The organism is Blautia faecicola (assembly GCF_004123145.1).
Classification (GTDB): domain Bacteria; phylum Bacillota; class Clostridia; order Lachnospirales; family Lachnospiraceae; genus Oliverpabstia; species Oliverpabstia faecicola.
Map to the genome: position 1 here is coordinate 1,747,232 of NZ_SDKC01000001.1, position 18,266 is coordinate 1,765,497.

General features: G+C 46.0%; 17 protein-coding genes. 1 reads left to right on the forward strand and 16 read right to left on the reverse strand.

All coding sequences use genetic code 11. The features are described 5' to 3' along the window. Positions 1–33 precede the first annotated feature (33 nt). From rlmH to ETP43_RS07950, 16 genes are all read right to left on the reverse strand, one after another. Positions 34–513 (reverse strand): 23S rRNA (pseudouridine(1915)-N(3))-methyltransferase RlmH, encoded by a 480-nt coding sequence (gene rlmH / locus ETP43_RS07880; protein WP_129257663.1) that lies wholly within the window; start codon positions 511–513, stop codon positions 34–36. A gap of 18 nt (positions 514–531) precedes the next feature. Continuing rightward, positions 532–1,314 carry a DUF975 family protein gene (locus tag ETP43_RS07885; RefSeq protein WP_129257665.1) on the reverse strand — a complete coding sequence of 261 codons (783 nt, stop codon included), beginning with the start codon at positions 1,312–1,314 and terminating at the stop codon, positions 532–534. 245 nt (positions 1,315–1,559) lie between these two features. Further along, complete coding sequence (gltA, locus tag ETP43_RS07890) at positions 1,560–2,954, reverse strand: NADPH-dependent glutamate synthase (protein ID WP_022398606.1); 1,395 nt, start codon at positions 2,952–2,954, stop codon at positions 1,560–1,562. Then, positions 2,954–3,841, reverse strand: a complete 888-nt coding sequence (locus tag ETP43_RS07895) for a sulfide/dihydroorotate dehydrogenase-like FAD/NAD-binding protein (protein ID WP_022398605.1) — start codon at positions 3,839–3,841, stop codon at positions 2,954–2,956. The genes gltA and ETP43_RS07895 overlap by 1 nt, the downstream gene beginning before the upstream one ends. A gap of 107 nt (positions 3,842–3,948) precedes the next feature. Then, complete coding sequence (locus ETP43_RS07900; RefSeq protein WP_129257667.1) at positions 3,949–5,097, reverse strand: chitobiase/beta-hexosaminidase C-terminal domain-containing protein; 1,149 nt, start codon at positions 5,095–5,097, stop codon at positions 3,949–3,951. A 23-nt stretch (positions 5,098–5,120) separates the two neighbouring features. Next, entirely contained in the window at positions 5,121–7,733 is a 2,613-nt protein-coding gene (locus ETP43_RS07905; protein WP_129257669.1) for an FtsK/SpoIIIE family DNA translocase, read from the reverse strand. Between the two features lie 23 nt (positions 7,734–7,756). Next, a complete protein-coding gene (locus tag ETP43_RS18410) occupies positions 7,757–7,960 on the reverse strand; it encodes a DUF6783 domain-containing protein (protein WP_408608688.1) in 204 nt (67 codons plus the stop codon). Continuing rightward, complete coding sequence (locus ETP43_RS07910; protein WP_129259526.1) at positions 7,935–8,810, reverse strand: undecaprenyl-diphosphate phosphatase; 876 nt, start codon at positions 8,808–8,810, stop codon at positions 7,935–7,937. The genes ETP43_RS18410 and ETP43_RS07910 overlap by 26 nt, the downstream gene beginning before the upstream one ends. Before the next feature lie 190 nt (positions 8,811–9,000). Next, positions 9,001–9,180 (reverse strand): hypothetical protein, encoded by a 180-nt coding sequence (locus ETP43_RS07915; protein ID WP_129257671.1) that lies wholly within the window; start codon positions 9,178–9,180, stop codon positions 9,001–9,003. A gap of 88 nt (positions 9,181–9,268) precedes the next feature. Then, complete coding sequence (locus ETP43_RS07920; RefSeq protein WP_129257672.1) at positions 9,269–9,973, reverse strand: ClpP family protease; 705 nt, start codon at positions 9,971–9,973, stop codon at positions 9,269–9,271. A gap of 124 nt (positions 9,974–10,097) precedes the next feature. Beyond that, positions 10,098–10,826, reverse strand: coding sequence for a YebC/PmpR family DNA-binding transcriptional regulator (locus tag ETP43_RS07925; protein ID WP_129257673.1), 729 nt, complete (start codon positions 10,824–10,826; stop codon positions 10,098–10,100). Positions 10,827–10,843: 17 nt separating this feature from the next. After that, positions 10,844–12,172, reverse strand: a complete 1,329-nt coding sequence (locus tag ETP43_RS07930; RefSeq protein WP_129257674.1) for a hemolysin family protein — start codon at positions 12,170–12,172, stop codon at positions 10,844–10,846. A gap of 106 nt (positions 12,173–12,278) precedes the next feature. Then, positions 12,279–12,626 (reverse strand): type II toxin-antitoxin system PemK/MazF family toxin, encoded by a 348-nt coding sequence (locus ETP43_RS07935; protein ID WP_022172455.1) that lies wholly within the window; start codon positions 12,624–12,626, stop codon positions 12,279–12,281. 122 nt (positions 12,627–12,748) lie between these two features. Continuing rightward, the gene (alr, locus tag ETP43_RS07940) at positions 12,749–13,879 is read right to left on the reverse strand and encodes an alanine racemase (protein WP_129257675.1); all 1,131 of its coding nucleotides are present in this window, start codon (positions 13,877–13,879) and stop codon (positions 12,749–12,751) included. After that, positions 13,869–15,404, reverse strand: coding sequence for an NAD(P)H-hydrate dehydratase (locus tag ETP43_RS07945; protein ID WP_129257676.1), 1,536 nt, complete (start codon positions 15,402–15,404; stop codon positions 13,869–13,871). The genes alr and ETP43_RS07945 overlap by 11 nt, the downstream gene beginning before the upstream one ends. Before the next feature lie 112 nt (positions 15,405–15,516). After that, on the reverse strand, positions 15,517–16,170 hold the full coding sequence (locus ETP43_RS07950; protein ID WP_129257677.1) for a redox-sensing transcriptional repressor Rex: 654 nt from the start codon (positions 16,168–16,170) through the stop codon (positions 15,517–15,519). A gap of 151 nt (positions 16,171–16,321) precedes the next feature. On the opposite strand from ETP43_RS07950, the gene ETP43_RS07955 reads away from it, so the two are divergent. Further along, positions 16,322–18,229 carry an ABC-F family ATP-binding cassette domain-containing protein gene (locus ETP43_RS07955; protein WP_022398507.1) on the forward strand — a complete coding sequence of 636 codons (1,908 nt, stop codon included), beginning with the start codon at positions 16,322–16,324 and terminating at the stop codon, positions 18,227–18,229. Positions 18,230–18,266 lie beyond the last annotated feature (37 nt).

The window sequence follows — 18,266 nt, forward strand, 5'->3', positions numbered from 1 at the left end:
GGTAACGAGTCAAGGTCTCGTTTTGTTGCTGTTTTACTTGTGATAAGGCTGATTCGTCATGATCCGGTAAGAACGGTAGATCTGTTCGAGCAGGATCACCCGCATCAGCTGATGCGGAAATGTCATTTTCGAAAAACTCAGCGCATAGTTGGAACGCTTCAAAAGTGCATCCCCGAGCCCGATCGAACCACCGATCACAAAGCAGATATGGCTCTGTCCCTGGATGCCAAGATTCCCCAACTGACGGGAAAATGCAACGGAATCGAGCATCTTTCCGCCAATTTCCAAAGTGATCACATAATCATCATCCCGGATATAACGCATCAGGCGTTCGCCTTCTTTATCCCGGATACTTTTTTCCACCACTTCGCTGGCGTGATCCGGTGTCTTTTCATCGGCTACTTCAACGATCTCCAGTTTGCAGTATTTGCTGAGACGTTTGGAATACTCGGCAATGGCATCCCGGAGATATTTTTCTTTGATCTTGCCTACTGTTAATAATGTAATCTTCATATATGGGTAACCGTTCCTTTACATACTTGGATATGCGTTCTGACGGTTTGCGAAATACTGACGTTTCAACTCCAGGAACAGTTCAGCGTTCGTTGCCTGAACATAAGGATTCACATAGAAGATTGCCAGCAGTCCACAGGTACACACGGAAAGCAGGGACCATCCGATAAAGGAAAGATCCAGTACAAAGGTATCCCATTTCTGTCCATACATCAGTTCTTTGCTGAGACGGAAAGCATCCTGTCTTGTCATGTTCGGATCATCTGCCAGAAGGAACGGAACCATGCGGTATTCATAGGATTTTACAATACCGGGAACGATCAGAAGCAGGGCCCACAGACCAATAAACAGTTTTCGCAAAAACAAAGTCAGTACTGTTTTTCCATACATGCCGTTCTGGAAAGCGTATCCCAGTCTTCCGACGGTTGGCTGATATTCAGAATTCTCCATAAAGAACCGGCAGCCGCCGACTTCCAGAGGATTCAGAAGGAAGATCCGGAGCAGTACACCGACAATCATGGCTCCACCTACGACAGCGGCAACAACTCCACTTACCAGCATGCCTGGAATAGAAGTTCCGGAACTGTATACGTTTCCGACAATTCCATCATCAAAGTATTCTGTATAATAAGAATCATTGGAATCGCTGGAAGAAGTTACCTGATTCCAGGTATTGGATATCGCACTGCTGCCACCATTGACGAATATCATCAGAATCAATGCAACAAGTACACTGCGCCAGTAGTTACGCTGAAAGGCTGCTTTGCCTCTCTCTTTTAGATCAAATCTTGTCCACGTCATATAGTTCTCCTTTTTCATGCAGACTATCTGCATTTTTCTTGTGTATCTTATGCGTTTCTGTTTTTCATTATAGCATGGAATCTTTTAACTCACAAGCAGGCAGGAAAATATTAAGGAAAAAGAAAGAGTTGACATAATGCTATTATGGTAACTTATTTTTGTGGTAAACTCCTGTAAAGTAAAAACTGCCGGAAGATTCTCAGCGTAGAAAAAGTCCTCCGGCAGTTGCAATCAGTTGTTACTGATTATTTTGTTTTATTTTTGATGAACTCATCGATTCCTTTTGCTGCTGCTTTACCGGCACCCATAGCCAGGATAACAGTAGCTGCACCGGTAACGGCATCACCACCGGCATATACACCGGTTTTGGATGTAGCACCAGTCTCTTCGTCAGCGATGATACATTTTCTCTTGTTGATGTCCAGACCAATCGTTGTAGAAGAAATCAGCGGGTTCGGGGAAGTTCCCAGGGACATGATAACAGTATCTACGTCCATTTCGAACTCGGAACCTTCGATAACAACCGGACGTCTTCTTCCGGATGCATCCGGCTCGCCCAGTTCCATGCGAACACATTTGATTGCTTTTACCCAGCCTTTTTCATCAGCGATGATTTCCGTCGGGTTGGTCAGCAGATCAAAGATAACGCCCTCTTCTTTTGCGTGATGTACTTCTTCACGTCTTGCAGGCAGTTCTTCTTCACTTCTTCTGTATACGATATGTACTTCAGCACCCAGACGAAGAGCGGTTCTTGCAGCATCCATTGCTACGTTACCACCGCCGACAACAACAACTTTCTTACCGGTTACGATCGGTGTGTCATGGTCATCGCGGAAAGCTTTCATCAGGTTACTTCTTGTCAGGTATTCATTTGCGGAGAAGACACCGTTGGATACTTCACCCGGGATACCCATGAACATTGGCAGACCTGCACCGGATCCGATAAATACAGCTTCGAATCCTTCTTTTTCCATCAGTTCGTCTACTGTTGTGGATTTACCGATGATAACGTTGGTGTTGATCTTAACGCCAAGAGATTTTACGTTTTCTACTTCTGCTTTTACAACTTTGTCTTTCGGCAGACGGAATTCCGGAATACCATAAACCAGAACACCACCGGCCTGATGCAGTGCTTCGAAGATGGTTACATCGTAACCAAGTTTTGCCAGGTCACCTGCGCAGGTCAGACCGGAAGGACCGGAACCGATAACTGCAACTTTATGACCGTTTTTCTCTGCCGGAGCTTCCGGTTTGATACCGTTTTCTTTTGCCCAGTCAGCTACGAAACGTTCCAGTTTACCGATGGATACGGCTTCGCCTTTGATACCGCGGATACATTTTCCTTCACACTGTGTTTCCTGCGGACATACACGACCACAGACTGCAGGCAGTGCACTGGACTGTCCGATTACTTTGTATGCTTCTGCAAAATTGCCTTCTTTTACTTCTTTGATGAAAGCCGGGATATTGATATTTACCGGACATCCCTGTACACATTTTGCATTTTTACAGGTCAGACATCTGGAAGCTTCTTCCATTGCTTCTTCTTTGTTGTATCCAAGACATACTTCATCAAAGTTTGTTGCTCTTACTTTCGGTGCCTGCTCTCTTACAGGAACTTTCTTTAATACGTCACCCATTATTTGTCACCTCCGCACTGTCCGCATCCGCCGTGATGAGTGTCACCCTCACGCAGTTTTAATAATGCTCTTCCTTCTTCTGTTTTGTACATCTGCTGTCTCTGCATAGCCAGATTCCAGTCAACCAGATGTCCGTCAAATTCAGGACCGTCTACACATGCGAATTTTACTTCGTCACCAACGATGACACGACAGGCTCCGCACATACCGGTACCGTCTACCATGATCGGGTTCATGGATACGATAGTAGGAATGTTGTATTTCTGAGTGGTCAGGCAGCAGAATTTCATCATGATCATAGGTCCGATGGATACACATTTTGTATATGTTTTTCCTTCTGCGATCAGATCTTCGATTACTTTTGTTACCATACCGCTTCTTCCGTAAGATCCGTCATCTGTTGTGATGTACAGGTTGCCTGCTACAGCTTCCATCTCTTTTTCCAGAATGATCAGGTCTTTGGTCTTTGCACCAACGATAACGTCGGCATCAATACCATGTTCATGCAGCCATTTTACCTGTGGGTAAACCGGTGCAGTACCCACTCCACCTGCTACGAATAAGATTTTTTCTTTTTTCAGTTCTTCCGGATCTTCGTTTACGAATTCGGACGGACATCCCAGAGGTCCTACGAAATCTTCAAATACATCTCCTGCCTGGAGTTTTGCAAATTTTTCTGTAGATGCTCCGATTGGCTGGAATACGATGGTTACAGTACCAGCTTCTCTGTCGTAATCACAGATTGTCAGAGGAATACGCTCTCCGGCATCGTCCTCTTTTACAATAACAAACTGACCAGGCTGACAATGCTTTGCTACCATCGGTGCTTCCACAACCATGAGATATACAACTGCATTCAGCTTTTCCGCTTTAATAATTTTGTACATAACATCCTCCTAGTTATTTTTTATTTTAACACGGCACAATTTCATAGGGTAACGTGTTATAATCCTCTGTCTATTTTGCCACAAAAATGTAGAAAAATCAATAGCTTCTATTTGGCATCCGTAAGTTTATAAATTGCACTGCCCGGACTGCTGACTTTATTGTGTTCGTCAACAAGGATCGCATAGAACGTATGGGTACCCTCCAGCATCTTGACCGGCTTGTCTGCCTCGTACTGTTCGTCGGCAATCGTAGGCTTCTTGTCAAAAGCATAATAGGCTCTGCAGCCTTCCGGAACGATGATGTAAATATGCGTATCCATATCAGTGGTAAAAGTTCCGGATGACGGAGAAATCTGCGGCGGGTCCGGTGCTTCGTAGGCGATCGTGTAGGTGTTGCTGACAATATCGCTTGGAATGCCATTTTTATTGATCGTTACCGCTTTGATCGTTGTCTGTCCTTCTTCAAGTGTGATGTTGTCCGTGTACAGAGTACTTGAAGTAGTCGGATCGGTTTCGTCTGTTGTATAGTAAATCTTATCCTCATCGTCTTTTGCATATAATGACAGTGTTTTCGGCTCGTCATAGCTGCCTTCCGGAAGACTGAATACCGGATTCTTGCTGATGTAAGCTGAAAATTTCTTTAAGATCTCATCATTATCACAGCCATCCAGCAGTGATTTGACTTCTTCCGGCTGCTCATTTTCCATATAAATCTTGATCAGCTGATTATACGCGGACTGGTTATCCGGTTCCTGGCTGATAATATCCTGAAGCGTTTTGATTGCCGCATCCGTCTTATCCAGTTTTACCTGTACCTGTGCCAGAAGGAGTTTTGCATCAATATCGGAATCATCCAGGCTGACGGCACGTTCCACGAACTTATAGCTTTCTTCGTATTTGTGATTGGAAAATGCGGTATCCGCCATACGGATCTGATAATCAAAATCATTGTAATTTTTCTTATCCATGCCAAGTTTGATAAACAAACCGGCAGCAACCAGTACCAAGACACCGGCTATGGATACCAGAATCGTCCGTTTTTTCTTCGCTTTTTTCCGACGGCGGTTCTCAGCTGCGATCGCCGCACGTTTTTTCGCAGCGGCGGCTTCTGCCTGTTCTTTTTCTTTTTTCAGTTTTTCCTGAACCATATAATCGCCAAAGGAATCATAGTCAGGAACCCACTGGACTTCCTGACCGCAATTCAAACAGAAAAGTCGTCCTTCTTCAATCGGCTCTCCACAATTTGAACATCTCATTCTTATTCTCCTTTAAATATATGTTATAAACATTCTTCGATATAGTTTTCAAATTCTTCCATCGACATCAGGACTTTTCGTGGCTTTGTGCCCTCTTCCGGTCCTACGACGCCTGCTTCACACAGCTGATCCATGATACGGGCTGCGCGGTTAAATCCTACTTTGAACATCCGTTGCAGCATACCGATGGATGCTTTATTCTTATCAATAATAAACTTTCCGGCATCTACAAAATAGGCGTCCAGATCGCGTCCGGATCCGCCACCGGGTGCATTGCTCTGGGAGGCGTTCATCATATCTGTGATTTTGCTGTCGTAGACCTGATCGGTCTGATGATTGTCCGTGAGAAATTCCACAACTTTTCCCACTTCTTTATCCGATACAAAAGCGCCCTGCAGTCGTACCGGCTTCTGGTAGCCCTGCGGATAATAGAGCATATCTCCTTTGCCCAGAAGTTTCTCCGCTCCGTTCATATCCAGAATGGTTCTGGAATCCACACCGGAAGATACGGAAAATGCGATACGGGACGGCATATTTGCCTTGATCAGTCCGGTGATGACGTTGACGGACGGTCGCTGGGTGGCGATGATCAGATGGATACCGGCGGCTCTGGCAAGCTGTGCCAGACGGCAGATCGCATCTTCCACTTCACCAGGCGCTACCATCATCAGGTCTGCCAGCTCGTCCACGATAATTACGATCTTGGGCAGTTTCTGAGGCTTATTTTCGTCCTCGATATCATCTAACTGTGCAACTTTTGCATTATATCCTTTCAGATCACGGACATTATATTCTGCAAATTTATTATAACGGTCGGTCATCTCAGCCACTGCCCAGTTCAGCGCTCCCGCTGCTTTTTTAGGATCTGTGACCACCGGGATGAACAGATGCGGAATACCGTTATAAACACTTAATTCTACTACTTTCGGGTCGATCATGATCAGTTTTACCTCTTCGGGTTTTGCCTTGTAGATAATACTCATGATCAGGGTATTGATACATACCGATTTACCGGACCCGGTAGCACCGGCGATCAGAAGATGCGGCATCTTGCCGATATCTGCCACAACGGTTTTTCCGCCGATATCTTTGCCGACGGCAAATGCCAGTTCTGACGGAAATTCGCGGAATTCCTTTGTCTCTAACAGATCCCGGAGCATGACCGGACTGTTGGTGGCATTCGGAACCTCGATACCGACCGCTGCTTTTCCGGGTATCGGTGCTTCGATACGGATATCGGCTGCTGCAAGATTCAGCTTGATATCATCAGTCAGTCCCACGATTTTACTGACCTTTACACCCTGTTCCGGCTGTAGTTCGTATCGGGTAACGGTAGGTCCGCAGCTTACGTTGGTGATCGTCACATTGACTCCGAAATTATGCAGCGTTGTCTGCAATTTCATTGCAGTTTCACGCAGATGCGCATCGGAATCACCGGAAACTTTCCGGTCTCCCCGCTTTAAGAAATCAAGCGGAGGGAAGATATATTCTTTTTTTACCGGCTCTTTTGCGATTTCCTGCTGGATATTTTCGATACCGTTTGCAATCTCTTCCTGTGAAGAGCGAGATTTCCTAGTGCGTGTCGTTTTTTCGGCATGTGCGGCAGGAACTTCTTCTGACTGTTCGGATACTTCCGGGTCAGCCTGCATTTCTTCGTTTGTGACCGGTTTTAATTCCTGTACGTCAAACGGCAGATCCTGCTGCATCGCATAGGCAGATTCTTCCGGTACGGGAGCCGGTTCCGGACGTTCAATATGAAGCTGCGGCAGGAAAGAAGAAGATGCATCCGGTGCTTCCGAATCCGAATCTCTTTCGTCGTTTTGCCGGGATTCTCCTGTCTGTGCTTTTGCAGCTTCCCGTGCCAGTCTGCGTTCTTCCCGCTGTCTGCGTTTCTCCTCTTTTGCAGATTCTTTCGCAGCAGTTTTTTCATTTTCTTTCGCTTCTTTGATTTCTTTTTCCCGTGGAAGCTTTGTCTCTTCAAGGGCAAATACCCCACGCTCTTCTACCCGGCGGGCATGATTTTCTCTGGCTTCCTGATATACTTTTTCACCGGTTTTTTTCAGCGGAGCAAGAACGGTATGCTGTGTAATGATGATTACGGAAATAATCAGGAAAATGAACAGCAGCACATATGCTCCAGCCGTACCAAACGAGATGCACAGGAACTTTGCTGTCGCACCACCGATGATGCCGCCGCCGGTTTTGTGCTGTGAACAGTACGTATAATATCCGCTTATGGTATCTCCTTTCAGATACCCCATGCTAAACAGATGAATCAGCGTGGTAAGGCACCAGAAAGCAAATCCGACACCCCACAGTTTTCGCGGCATCAGATCGCTGTCAGAGTTTGCAATAGCAAATGCAGTTCCCAGGAACAGAATCACCGGAAACGGATATGCCATCCATCCAAACAGTCCAAAGAAAAACTGACTGATCACAGTGCCTACTTTTCCTCCGATATCAAAGTTACTGATCACCAGAAGAACGGAAACGGCAAGAGCGATCAGAATCGTGATCTCTGTTACCAGTTCCCGGTTATACGCCTGTCTCTGGCGCTTTTTAACAGAAGGATTTTTTTTACGGGTCGTTTTCCTTCTGGCAGTATTGTTCTTTTTTCGTGTCCCCGTTGACGGCATAACTGGTCTTCTCCTCCCCTTATCTAACATGACGATGCACTAGAGCGTGTCTGAAAAATCATTTCCGCAATCTGCAAGCCCCACTTTGCGGTATATTTTACCCTCATTCGGTTGCCGTAGCCCGCTACGCCGCCCTCATTCGGATAAAATCTCCTACAAACTGAGACTCGCAGCTCACGAAAAGCCTTTTTCAAACACGCTCTAGGCAAAATGACAGACGAGCGCAATAATTCCCATGATAAAACAATAAACAGAAAAAATACGAAATCTTTTGCGTTTTACAAAGTTCAGCATAAAACGGATCGTGAAATATCCGACAACTGCTGCGGCAATCATTCCTGCCACATAATGAAATCCGAGTGACCAGGTAATCGATGCGGATTTCAGTTTTCCACACTCCAGGATCATGGCGCCAAGAATCGCCGGAATCGATACCAGAAAAGAATATCGAACGGCAAAGCTGCGGCGGAAACCGCATAACAGTCCTGCAGTAATGGTGATACCGGAACGGGATATCCCCGGGATCACACCGATTCCCTGACAGATGCCGATTGCAAGTGCCTGCGGGACGGTAATATGTTTCGGTAATTTATTTCCCAGCTGCCAGTTATCTACCACAAACAGTAAAACTGCAGTGATGAGCAGTCCGAGTCCGGCAACCAGAAGAGAAGAACTCCATGTATCCACAAGTCCGCGCATCAGATATCCGATGATACCGGTCGGTATCGTGGATACCAGGATCATCACGACCATGGTGCGATAATTATTATAGAGAATCTTGCGATAAGGCGTTACCTGCGCGTTATGCATTTTATTGCTTATATATATTTTCAAGTTCGCTGTCAGATCCTGAAAAATATGTATGGTTTCCACCAACATACGGAAAAGATCCTTTTTAAAGACCAGACAGATGGCAAACAGCGTACCGAAATGTAGCAGAACATCAAAAAGTACACCGGTATCTGTCCGGATATTCAGTAAGTTTTCAAGAATGACCAGATGACCGGAACTGCTGATCGGCAGAAATTCCGTAAGCCCCTGGACAATTCCCAGAATCATGGCATCAAAAAAACTCATGGTTATCCTCATTTACTTATTTTATTTGTAACTGTTCAGTACCTTCACAGTTATTACCTACTGAATAGTTACTTTTATTTATTTCTCTTACATCAAAAAAATATTATACCATAAAAATACGGGAGATACAATCTCCCGCCTGTTTTTTCTCTATGGGAATCTTTTTGAAAATTTTACAGAATCGTGTGGACTACGGAATAATCGGAGAAAAAGAAATCAGAACCCCGCAGGCAGCAGCCAGCACGATCGCCAGCACGGTAACCACAAAAAAACAGGAACTTTTTTTATCTTTGACAAGAAGACGTCCACATTGTGGGCAGTGGGTCTGACTGTTTTCAAATAACAGGGCACATTCTGTACAACGTTTCATAAAATCTCATTCCTCCCGTGCGCTTGTATGTATTTCCGAATTTCAGAAGCACATACAAATGGTTTTCACACATATTTTAACACGTATTTTAATACAGGACAACCTTCTGTTTTTCAGCCTGCAAGGAGGATGTTTTCTGATCCATCAGTTCTTTTAATTTGTTCAGTGCATCCCGGATGCCGCCGATCTCGTTGATCAGTCCTTCTCTGACGGCATCTTCTCCTTCCAGCATGGTTCCGACATCTTTGACTAACATAGAAGTATCCAGCATCAGTTCCTCCAGGCGCACCTGGCTGATATCTGAATGAGCGGCGATAAAACCGGTGATCCGGTCTTGTGTCTTTTCCATATTGCGGTAGGTTTGCATGACACCGATAAACATGCCGTTGGTACGCACCGGATGTAAAACCATGGTAGCACTTGGCACGATAAAACTGTAATCTGCGGAAACGGCGAGCGGCACACCGATCGAATGTCCGCCGCCAAGAACGAGCGATACGGTCGGTTTGCTGAGCGATGCGATCATCTCCGCGATGGCAAGTCCGGCTTCCACATCGCCGCCTACGGTATGAAGAAGGATCAGGATCCCTTCAATCTGATCGTCATCCTCAATCAGGGCGAGGCGTGGAAGGATTTCTTCGTATTTTGTGGATTTAGTTCGATCGCCCAGCGATTCGTGGCCTTCGACTTCTCCGATGATGGTGAGAAGATGGATCCGGCTTTCTAACGGGGCTGCGTTATCTGTTTTTTCAGCTTTTGGCTGTGGATTTTTTTCATTTTCCTGTCTGCTCATACGATGTGTCTCCCTTTCTATCGTGATATCAAAAACATTCGTAATCAGTATGAGCAGGGAAAGGCAAAAAAATACGCCGGAAACATGGCAGCCCATGTCCGGCGTAAATGTATTTTACTCGTTATTATTCGTCCCAGTTGTGATATATAGCCTGTACATCATCGTCATCTTCCAGAAGATCCAGAGTTCTCTGCAGGTTCTTGATGGCAGTTTCGTCTGTCAGTTCTACATAGTTCTGCGGGATCATGGTAACTTCTGCTTCTGCCATTACCACACCCTCTTTTTCCAGAGCTTCACGTACTGTGGAGAAATCGTCCGGATCAGTGATGATCTCGTAGCAGTCTTCTTCTTCGGAGAAGTCTTCTGCGCCGGCATCCAGTGCCATCATCATCAGGTCGTCTGCTTCCATCTCACAGTCTTCTTTTGCAACGATGATCTGACCTTTTTTATCGAACATGAAAGATACACATCCAGGAGTACCAACGTTTCCGCTTCCTTTTGTGAAGGCACTTCTTACGTTTGCAGCGGTACGGTTCTTGTTATCGGTCAGTGTGTCTACGATGATTGCGATACCGTTCGGACCGTATCCTTCGTATGTGATCACTTCGTAGTTATCGGCATTGGCATCACCGGCTGCTCTCTTGATACCACGTTCGATGGTATCGTTCGGCATATTGTTTGCTTTTGCTTTTGCGATTACATCACGCAGTTTGCTGTTGTTTTCCGGATCCGGACCACCCTCTTTTACTGCGATTACAATCTCACGACCGATGATTGTAAAGATTTTTCCTTTTTTTGCATCATTCTTTTCTTTCTTATGTTTGATGTTGGCAAACTTAGAATGTCCTGACATAATAAAAACTCCTTTTTCTATTGTATTTTTTCTACTCTTATTTTTTGAATAATATTGTTCTCGACAGAAAGGATCTGGAAACAATATCCATTCGCATGTATCTCTTTATCTTCAGCTGTAGGGATATGTCCTAACAGTGAAGTAAGATATCCGTTTAAGGTTTCAAACGCATGATCGCCAAGATCAATGCCGAGCACTTCCTCCACATCGTCGAGCGGGGTCAGACCGTCCATCAGGATACTTTCGTCAAACTGTGGCTGGATAAATTCTTCGGATTCATCGTATTCATCGAAAATATTTCCTACGATCTCTTCGAGGATATCTTCCATCGTCACCAGTCCGGCTGTCTGTCCGTACTCGTCTACAACGATCGCAATATGGATCTTCTTGCTCTGCATCGCCTGAAACAGCGAATCGATGCCGCGTGTCTCCGGAATATAGGCTACGGAACGAACCAATTTCGGAATCTGCATCAGACTTTTACTCTCATACTCTGCACGGTTCTGATGTTCCATCGCATCCTTGATATGAATAAATCCTACGATATTATCGATATCTTCATGATAGACCGGATAGCGGGAATTGCTGTGTTCTGACATGTACAGGATGGCATCTTTTAACAGCGTGGTATCATCCAGTGCATTGATATTTTTCCGGTGTGTCATAATATCTTTTGCCGCTTTATCATGGAATTCCATGATGTTCTGGATCATCTCCGCTTCGTTCTCCTGGATAATTCCCTGTTCATGAGCCTCATCCACCAGATCAATGATCTCATCTTCCGTTACATCATCTTCGGTGTGGTTCGGATCAATGCCGAAAAGTCGTACCGTGAGATTGGTTAACAGTTCCATCAGTTTTGTAACCGGCCAGGCGAGAAAAATCCCTGCCTGCACCATATGTACCAGCCGGTAAGCGGCACCTGTGGCATGATGAGAACAGATTCTTTTCGGAACCAGGATACCGAAGGTCGCAAGAAGAATCATATCCATGAAAAGTACCAGTACAAACAGTATGATCTGTCCCGGTGTCTGTTCAAAAAACGTGCCTGCATCCGTGCGGGAAAGACAGACAGAAACGGTTGACATGACACTTTTCAGCTGTATATAACCCACCAGAAAACTTAACAGCATATGGTAAAACTGTACCGTATGAATCAGTGGTCCGGGGGCGTTTATGATGTGAAGGAGAAGTTTGCTTTTTTTGTCTCCCTGTTCCGCTTTGTCTTCGACCTCATTTTCGTTGAGATTCTGGATCGCGGAACCAAATCCGTAAAAAATACTGTTGATCACTATAAACAGCAGAAATAACATCCACCCGGCGACCGGGTTGTCACTACTATCCATATACACTCCTTTTTCCTGTGCGTATTATAGAATGATAAGGCGTAAACACACGGTTACGCCCGAAAAAGTATATCACCTTACCATTTATTCGTCAAGCAACTCCATGTTATGTAGGAAGTTCCAGACTGATTTTCAGCGCTTTGTTCACTTTTGCAAGGGCTTCCGGGTCAAGATGACAGATCTTGTCTTTCAGCCTTTTTTTATCGATGGTGCGCAGCTGTTCGAGAAGAATCACTGAATCTCTGACAATATCATAGGCAGACGCGTTGATCTCGATGTGCGTAGGCAGTTTGGCTTTGTTCATCTTGGAAGTAATGGCGGCACAGATCACCGTCGGGCTGTGCTTGTTGCCGATATCGTTCTGAATGATGAGTACCGGACGGATCCCGCCCTGCTCGCTTCCCACTACCGGACGAAGATCCGCGTAATAAATATCTCCTCTTCTTATATTCACATTCTCCACACTCCGATTCCTATGTTCTGCCAGAACTTTAGTATTCTTTGTTCTGACATCTATAGTATTTCCATGATTATCCGGTGTATGCAGGTATATAAGAACTTTATAAACGAATGTTTTTACAGATAGATTCTCGGTACGCGTTTTGTGATGCAACAGACCAGTTCATAGGAAAAACGACCGGAGAGGTCACCGAGTGCCTCTGCAGTGATCGCAGCACCGTGATCCGTTCCCAATAACGTTACTTCGCTTCCGCGAACCGCTTCCGGAATATCGGATACATCGACCATGAACTGATCCATACAGACTCTTCCGATGATCGGTGCTTTCTTTCCATTGATCAGTACATATCCCTTATTAGAGAGGGAGCGCGGATAGCCGTCCGCATAGCCGACCGGAATGGTTGCGATCCGTGTAGAGTCCTTCGTTGTGACAAAGGTTCCTCCGTAGCTTACGGCAACGCCGGCTTCTACTTCTTTGACAAAGGAAATATGGCTCTTCAGCTCCATCATCGGGTGCAGTTCCACTCCCGGATTGACAACTTCGTTGGAAGGAGCAATTCCATAGAGCGTGATTCCCGGACGTACCGCATCCAGATCGCCCTCGCGGTGCCAGAGAATTCCCGCACTGTTGTTGCAGTGACGGACAGGAATCTGAATACCTGCTTCTTCGAGCAGCATCAGAAATTCCTGATATTTCGCAAACTGCTGGTGTGCGAAGGTCAGATCCTGCTCATCTGCTCTTGCAAAATGTGTAAAAGCACCTTCAATCGTAATGCCCGGAAGTTTGCTGATCCGCAGGATCTCCGGGATACTTTCTTTCGGATGACGGAAACCGATCCGGGTCATGCCGGTATCGAATGCCAGATGAATCGGATGTACTTTTCCGGCTTTCTGTGCTTCCTGAGATAAAAGCTCAGCTGTTTCATAATCAAATACTGCCGGTCGGATCTCCAAATCCACCAGTGTCTGATAATCTTCCGGGAAGACATAGCCAAGAATCAGGATCGGTTTTTTCATTCCAGCCTCCCGAAGTTCTTCCGCTTCCGGTACATTTGCCACCGCATATCCCCAGATATAATCCTTTTTCTCCATCAGGCGGGCAACCGGAACGGATCCGTGACCGTAAGCGTTGGCTTTGATCACGCCGATCATCTTCGTTCCCGGTGTAAGATTTTTTCTCATATTTTCCAGATTCTGTTCCAGCGCATCCATATGGATGGCGGCATAGATCCGACTGTTATTTTTCATAATTATTTTCTCCTGTATCTTCTTTTCTGGCAATTTTTCGATCAAGCATCTGCAATTGTACACAAAGCCCCGAAAGGATATCTGAGGCAGTCATGGAACGCGCTCCTTTTTCCTGTGCAGCGTGATCACCGGCAATTCCATGAAGCCATGCGGCAAATGGTGCTGCCTGAGAAGAACGCATCCCCTGCGCCAGCAGTCCTGCTGTGATCCCGCATAGAACATCGCCGGAACCCGCAGTAGCCATCCCATGATTACCGGTCAGGTTCAGATAATATACTCCGTCTGCTGTCCGGATCCAGGTGCGTGCGTCTTTCATGATCAGAGTACACGGACATTGTCTGTACAAAGTTTCCATAGCTTCCTGCGGATGTGCCTTCAGATCACCGATGGTGCAGTCTGCCAGTCGGCTCATCTCTCCCATATGGGGTGTCAGGATACAGGAAGCGTCACACTGTGATTGCAGATCTTTTCGTTTTGCCAGAAGATTTAAAGCATCTGCATCCATGACTATAGGCTTGCTCTGGCGGAATGTCAATACCATTTGCAGCAAATCCTCTGCTGTTTTGGAAGTGGAAAGCCCCGGACCAATCGCAATTACATCTGCCCAGTGCATGGCTTTTTTCAGAACATCTGCAAGTTTCTCGTGCTGCATGGAGGAATCGTAAACCGAGAGCATGGCTTCCGGAAACTGCTGCTGTAAGATCGTCCGGTTGCTCTCATCGGTCAGGATACGGACCATTCCGGCACCGCTTACAAGTGCTGCTTTCGAGGAAAAATACGCGGCGCCGCTCATGTTGCGGCTGCCCGCAATCAGAAGGACTTTTCCGAAGGTTCCTTTATTACCTCCCGGATCCCGCGCGGGAAGCCAGGAAATGGCTTCTTTATCCAATGCATAAATTCCTTTGGATGCACCGTAGATTCCGACATCTTTTACCTGGACGTTACCAGCATAGACGGTTCCCGGATACAGGCTTATCCCTAGTTTGCGGTAGGCAAACGTAACGGTTTCTGCTGCCCGGACAGCGGTTCCCATAACCTGTCCCGTTCCCGCATGGATGCCGGAAGGAATATCCACCGCGAGAACCGGAACGCCGGAAGCATTGATCGCATCCACCAGAGTCTGATATTTTCCTGACAATTCCCGGGATAATCCGACGCCAAAAAGTGCATCTACGATAGTAGTATATTCAGAAAACCGGCAGTTGTTGACTATGGATACCTGATAATTTTTGGCTGCCTGCCATTGGATCTTCATCTCTTCGGTAAAAGAAGCGGGATTGCCCGCCAGATATAGATCCACCGAATACCCTGCCAGATGCAGCAGTCTTGCAACTGCCATACCATCCGCTCCGTTATTGCCGGAACCACACACAACCAGTGTTTTTTTCAGAGAAAAATGCTGTCTCAGACAATCAAATACAGCAAGTGCCGCCCGCTCCATCAAAACCAGGGACGGAATCCCCATCGTTTGGATCGTAGCCTGATCCAGCTGTTTCATCTGTTCTCCTGTTACTAAAATCTGCATAGTTATGATCTCTCCTGTCACTATCATCAAACTTGGTCCACCGGACCAATGATTGACGTGTAATGCAAAAAAGCTGCTGCCCTTTTCGGCAGCAGCCTCGCTGAAATTTTCTTTATTCCTGTAGGTGGTCTTTCTCAAAGCGGCTCAGGTTATAAGACAGCCGCATCAGACTTTCCGAAAGGTGTACATTTTCCACAATCACATCATCCGGCATGAAAAGGTTCAGGTCGGTATGTGCAAAGTTCCAGATCGCTTTTACTCCCACATCTACCAGAAGTTTCGCCATATCAAGTGCTTTTGCTTTTGGAAGAGTCAGTGTTGCAATCTCCACATGATTATTTTTTACAAATTCCGGAAGTTCATCAATCATACGAATCTCGATGCCACGCACGGAAACTCCCCGCATGACCGGGTTTACATCGAAGATTCCCACAATCTTAAATCCCTGTTTTTCAAACTGCGTATAATTGGCAAGTGCCTGACCGAGATTACCGGCACCTACGATGATCATATTGTGTGTGCGATCCAGACCCAGGATTTTCGCAATTTCCGAATGGAGATATTTTACATTATATCCGTATCCCTGCTGTCCAAATCCACCAAAATTGTTCAGATCCTGCCGGATCTGAGATGCTGTCACTTTCATCCGTCCGCTCAACTCATTGGACGAGATTCTCTCTACGCCATCTTCCATCAGTTCTCCCAGATAACGATAATATCGGGGGAGCCGTTTGATGACTGCTCTTGATATATCTTTTTCCTCCACACTGCTTTCCTCCTGCATCATATTAGTTTTATTATAGTTAAGTGTGAAAAGTTTGTCAAATAATCTTAGGGATTTTGTTGCGATTTTCTTGCGAATTTTCCTCATTCATGTATAATATTCGGTAGACTTGTGAAATTTAAGGAGGTTTTTCATGATTTTATCATGTCAGAATATCAATAAATCATTCGTAACCGATGATATTTTACAGGATGTGTCCTTTCATCTGGAAGAGCGGGAAAAGGCAGCACTGATTGGACCGAACGGAGCCGGTAAGTCCACCCTGTTAAAAATTATCATGCAGGAAATACCGGCAGATTCCGGTGAGGTAGTTATTGCCAAAGGGAAAACGCTCGGTTATCTGGCACAGCATCAGGAAGTCAGCGGGGATAATACCATCTACGAGGAACTGCTTTCTGTCAAACAATATCTGCTCGATATGGAAGAAAAGATCCGTACGATGGAACAGCAGATGAAGACGCTGACCGGCCGGGAACTGGATGAACTGCTCTCTTCCTACTCCCGTCTGACCCATCAGTTCGAACTGGAAGGCGGATATGCCTGCCGCAGTGAGGTTGTGGGGGTATTAAAAGGTCTTGGCTTTGAGGAAGAGGATTTTTCCAGAAAGATCGGTACGTTATCCGGTGGTCAGAAGACCCGTGTGGCGCTCGGCCGCCTGCTGTTATCCAATCCGGATATCATTCTTCTTGACGAGCCGACCAACCACCTGGATATGGACTCGATCGCATGGCTGGAGACATATCTCATTAACTATAAAGGAGCTGTATTTATTGTCTCCCATGACCGGTATTTTCTGGATCGTGTCGTGACGAAGGTGGTTGAGATCGACCGGGGACACGTTCGTACCTTTATGGGTAATTATTCTGCATATGCGGAGAAAAAAGCGATGATCCGTGATGCGGAATACAAAGCATGGATGAATCAACAGCAGGAAATCAAGCATCAGGAAGAAGTTATCGCAAAGTTAAAATCTTTTAACCGCGAAAAATCAATCAAACGTGCGGAGAGCCGCGAAAAGATGCTGGATAAGATCGAAGTGCTGGATAAACCGGTGGAAGAAAATACGGAGATGCATCTGGAACTGACACCGCGAGTGGTCAGTGGAAATGATGTATTGACGGTAAAAGATCTGGCGAAAGCATTTCCACAGCAGGATCTCTTCTCAGGCGTAGATTTCTCGATAAAACGCGGAGAACGGGTTGCAATCATCGGTGCCAACGGAACCGGTAAAACAACGATCCTCAAGATTTTAAATGGTCTTGTGGAGCCGGATGCGGGAGAAATCGAACTGGGAAGCAAAGTACAGATCGGTTACTACGATCAGGAACACCATGTACTCCATATGGAAAAAACAATTTTTGAGGAGATTTCGGATGAGTACCCGTATCTGACCAATACAGAGATCCGCAATGTGCTGGCAGCGTTCTTATTTACCGGGGATGATGTATTTAAACTGATCAGTGCCCTGAGCGGTGGGGAACGTGGTCGTGTATCCCTGGCGAAGCTGATGCTTTCGGAAGCAAACTTCCTGATCCTCGACGAGCCGACCAACCACCTGGATATCGTATCGAAGGAAATTCTGGAGCAGGCGCTCAACCGCTACACCGGAACGGTTCTGTATGTGTCCCACGACCGTTATTTTATTAACCAGACCGCAACCCGGATCCTGGAGCTTACGAACCAGGCGATGGTTAATTACATCGGTAATTATGACTATTATCTGGAGAAAAAAGAAGAACTGACACAGATCTATGCGCCGAAGGAGGATGAGGCTGTCGCAGATGCATCCGTTTCTGCCACCAAACTCGACTGGAAACAGCAGAAAGAGGAACAGGCGAGACTTCGAAAACGGGAAAATGATCTGAAAAAGACGGAAGCCGAGATCGAAAAACTTGAAACCAGAGACAGCGAGATCGACGAGGAAATGGCGCAGCCGGAAGTCGCCGTCAATGTGGCGGAATGTGTACGGCTTTCGAAAGAAAAAGCGGAAATCGCAGAAAAATTGGAAGAACTGTATGCGAAATGGGAAGAACTGGCGTAGACAGCCCGGAGGCTGCCAATCCGTCAGACATATAGTA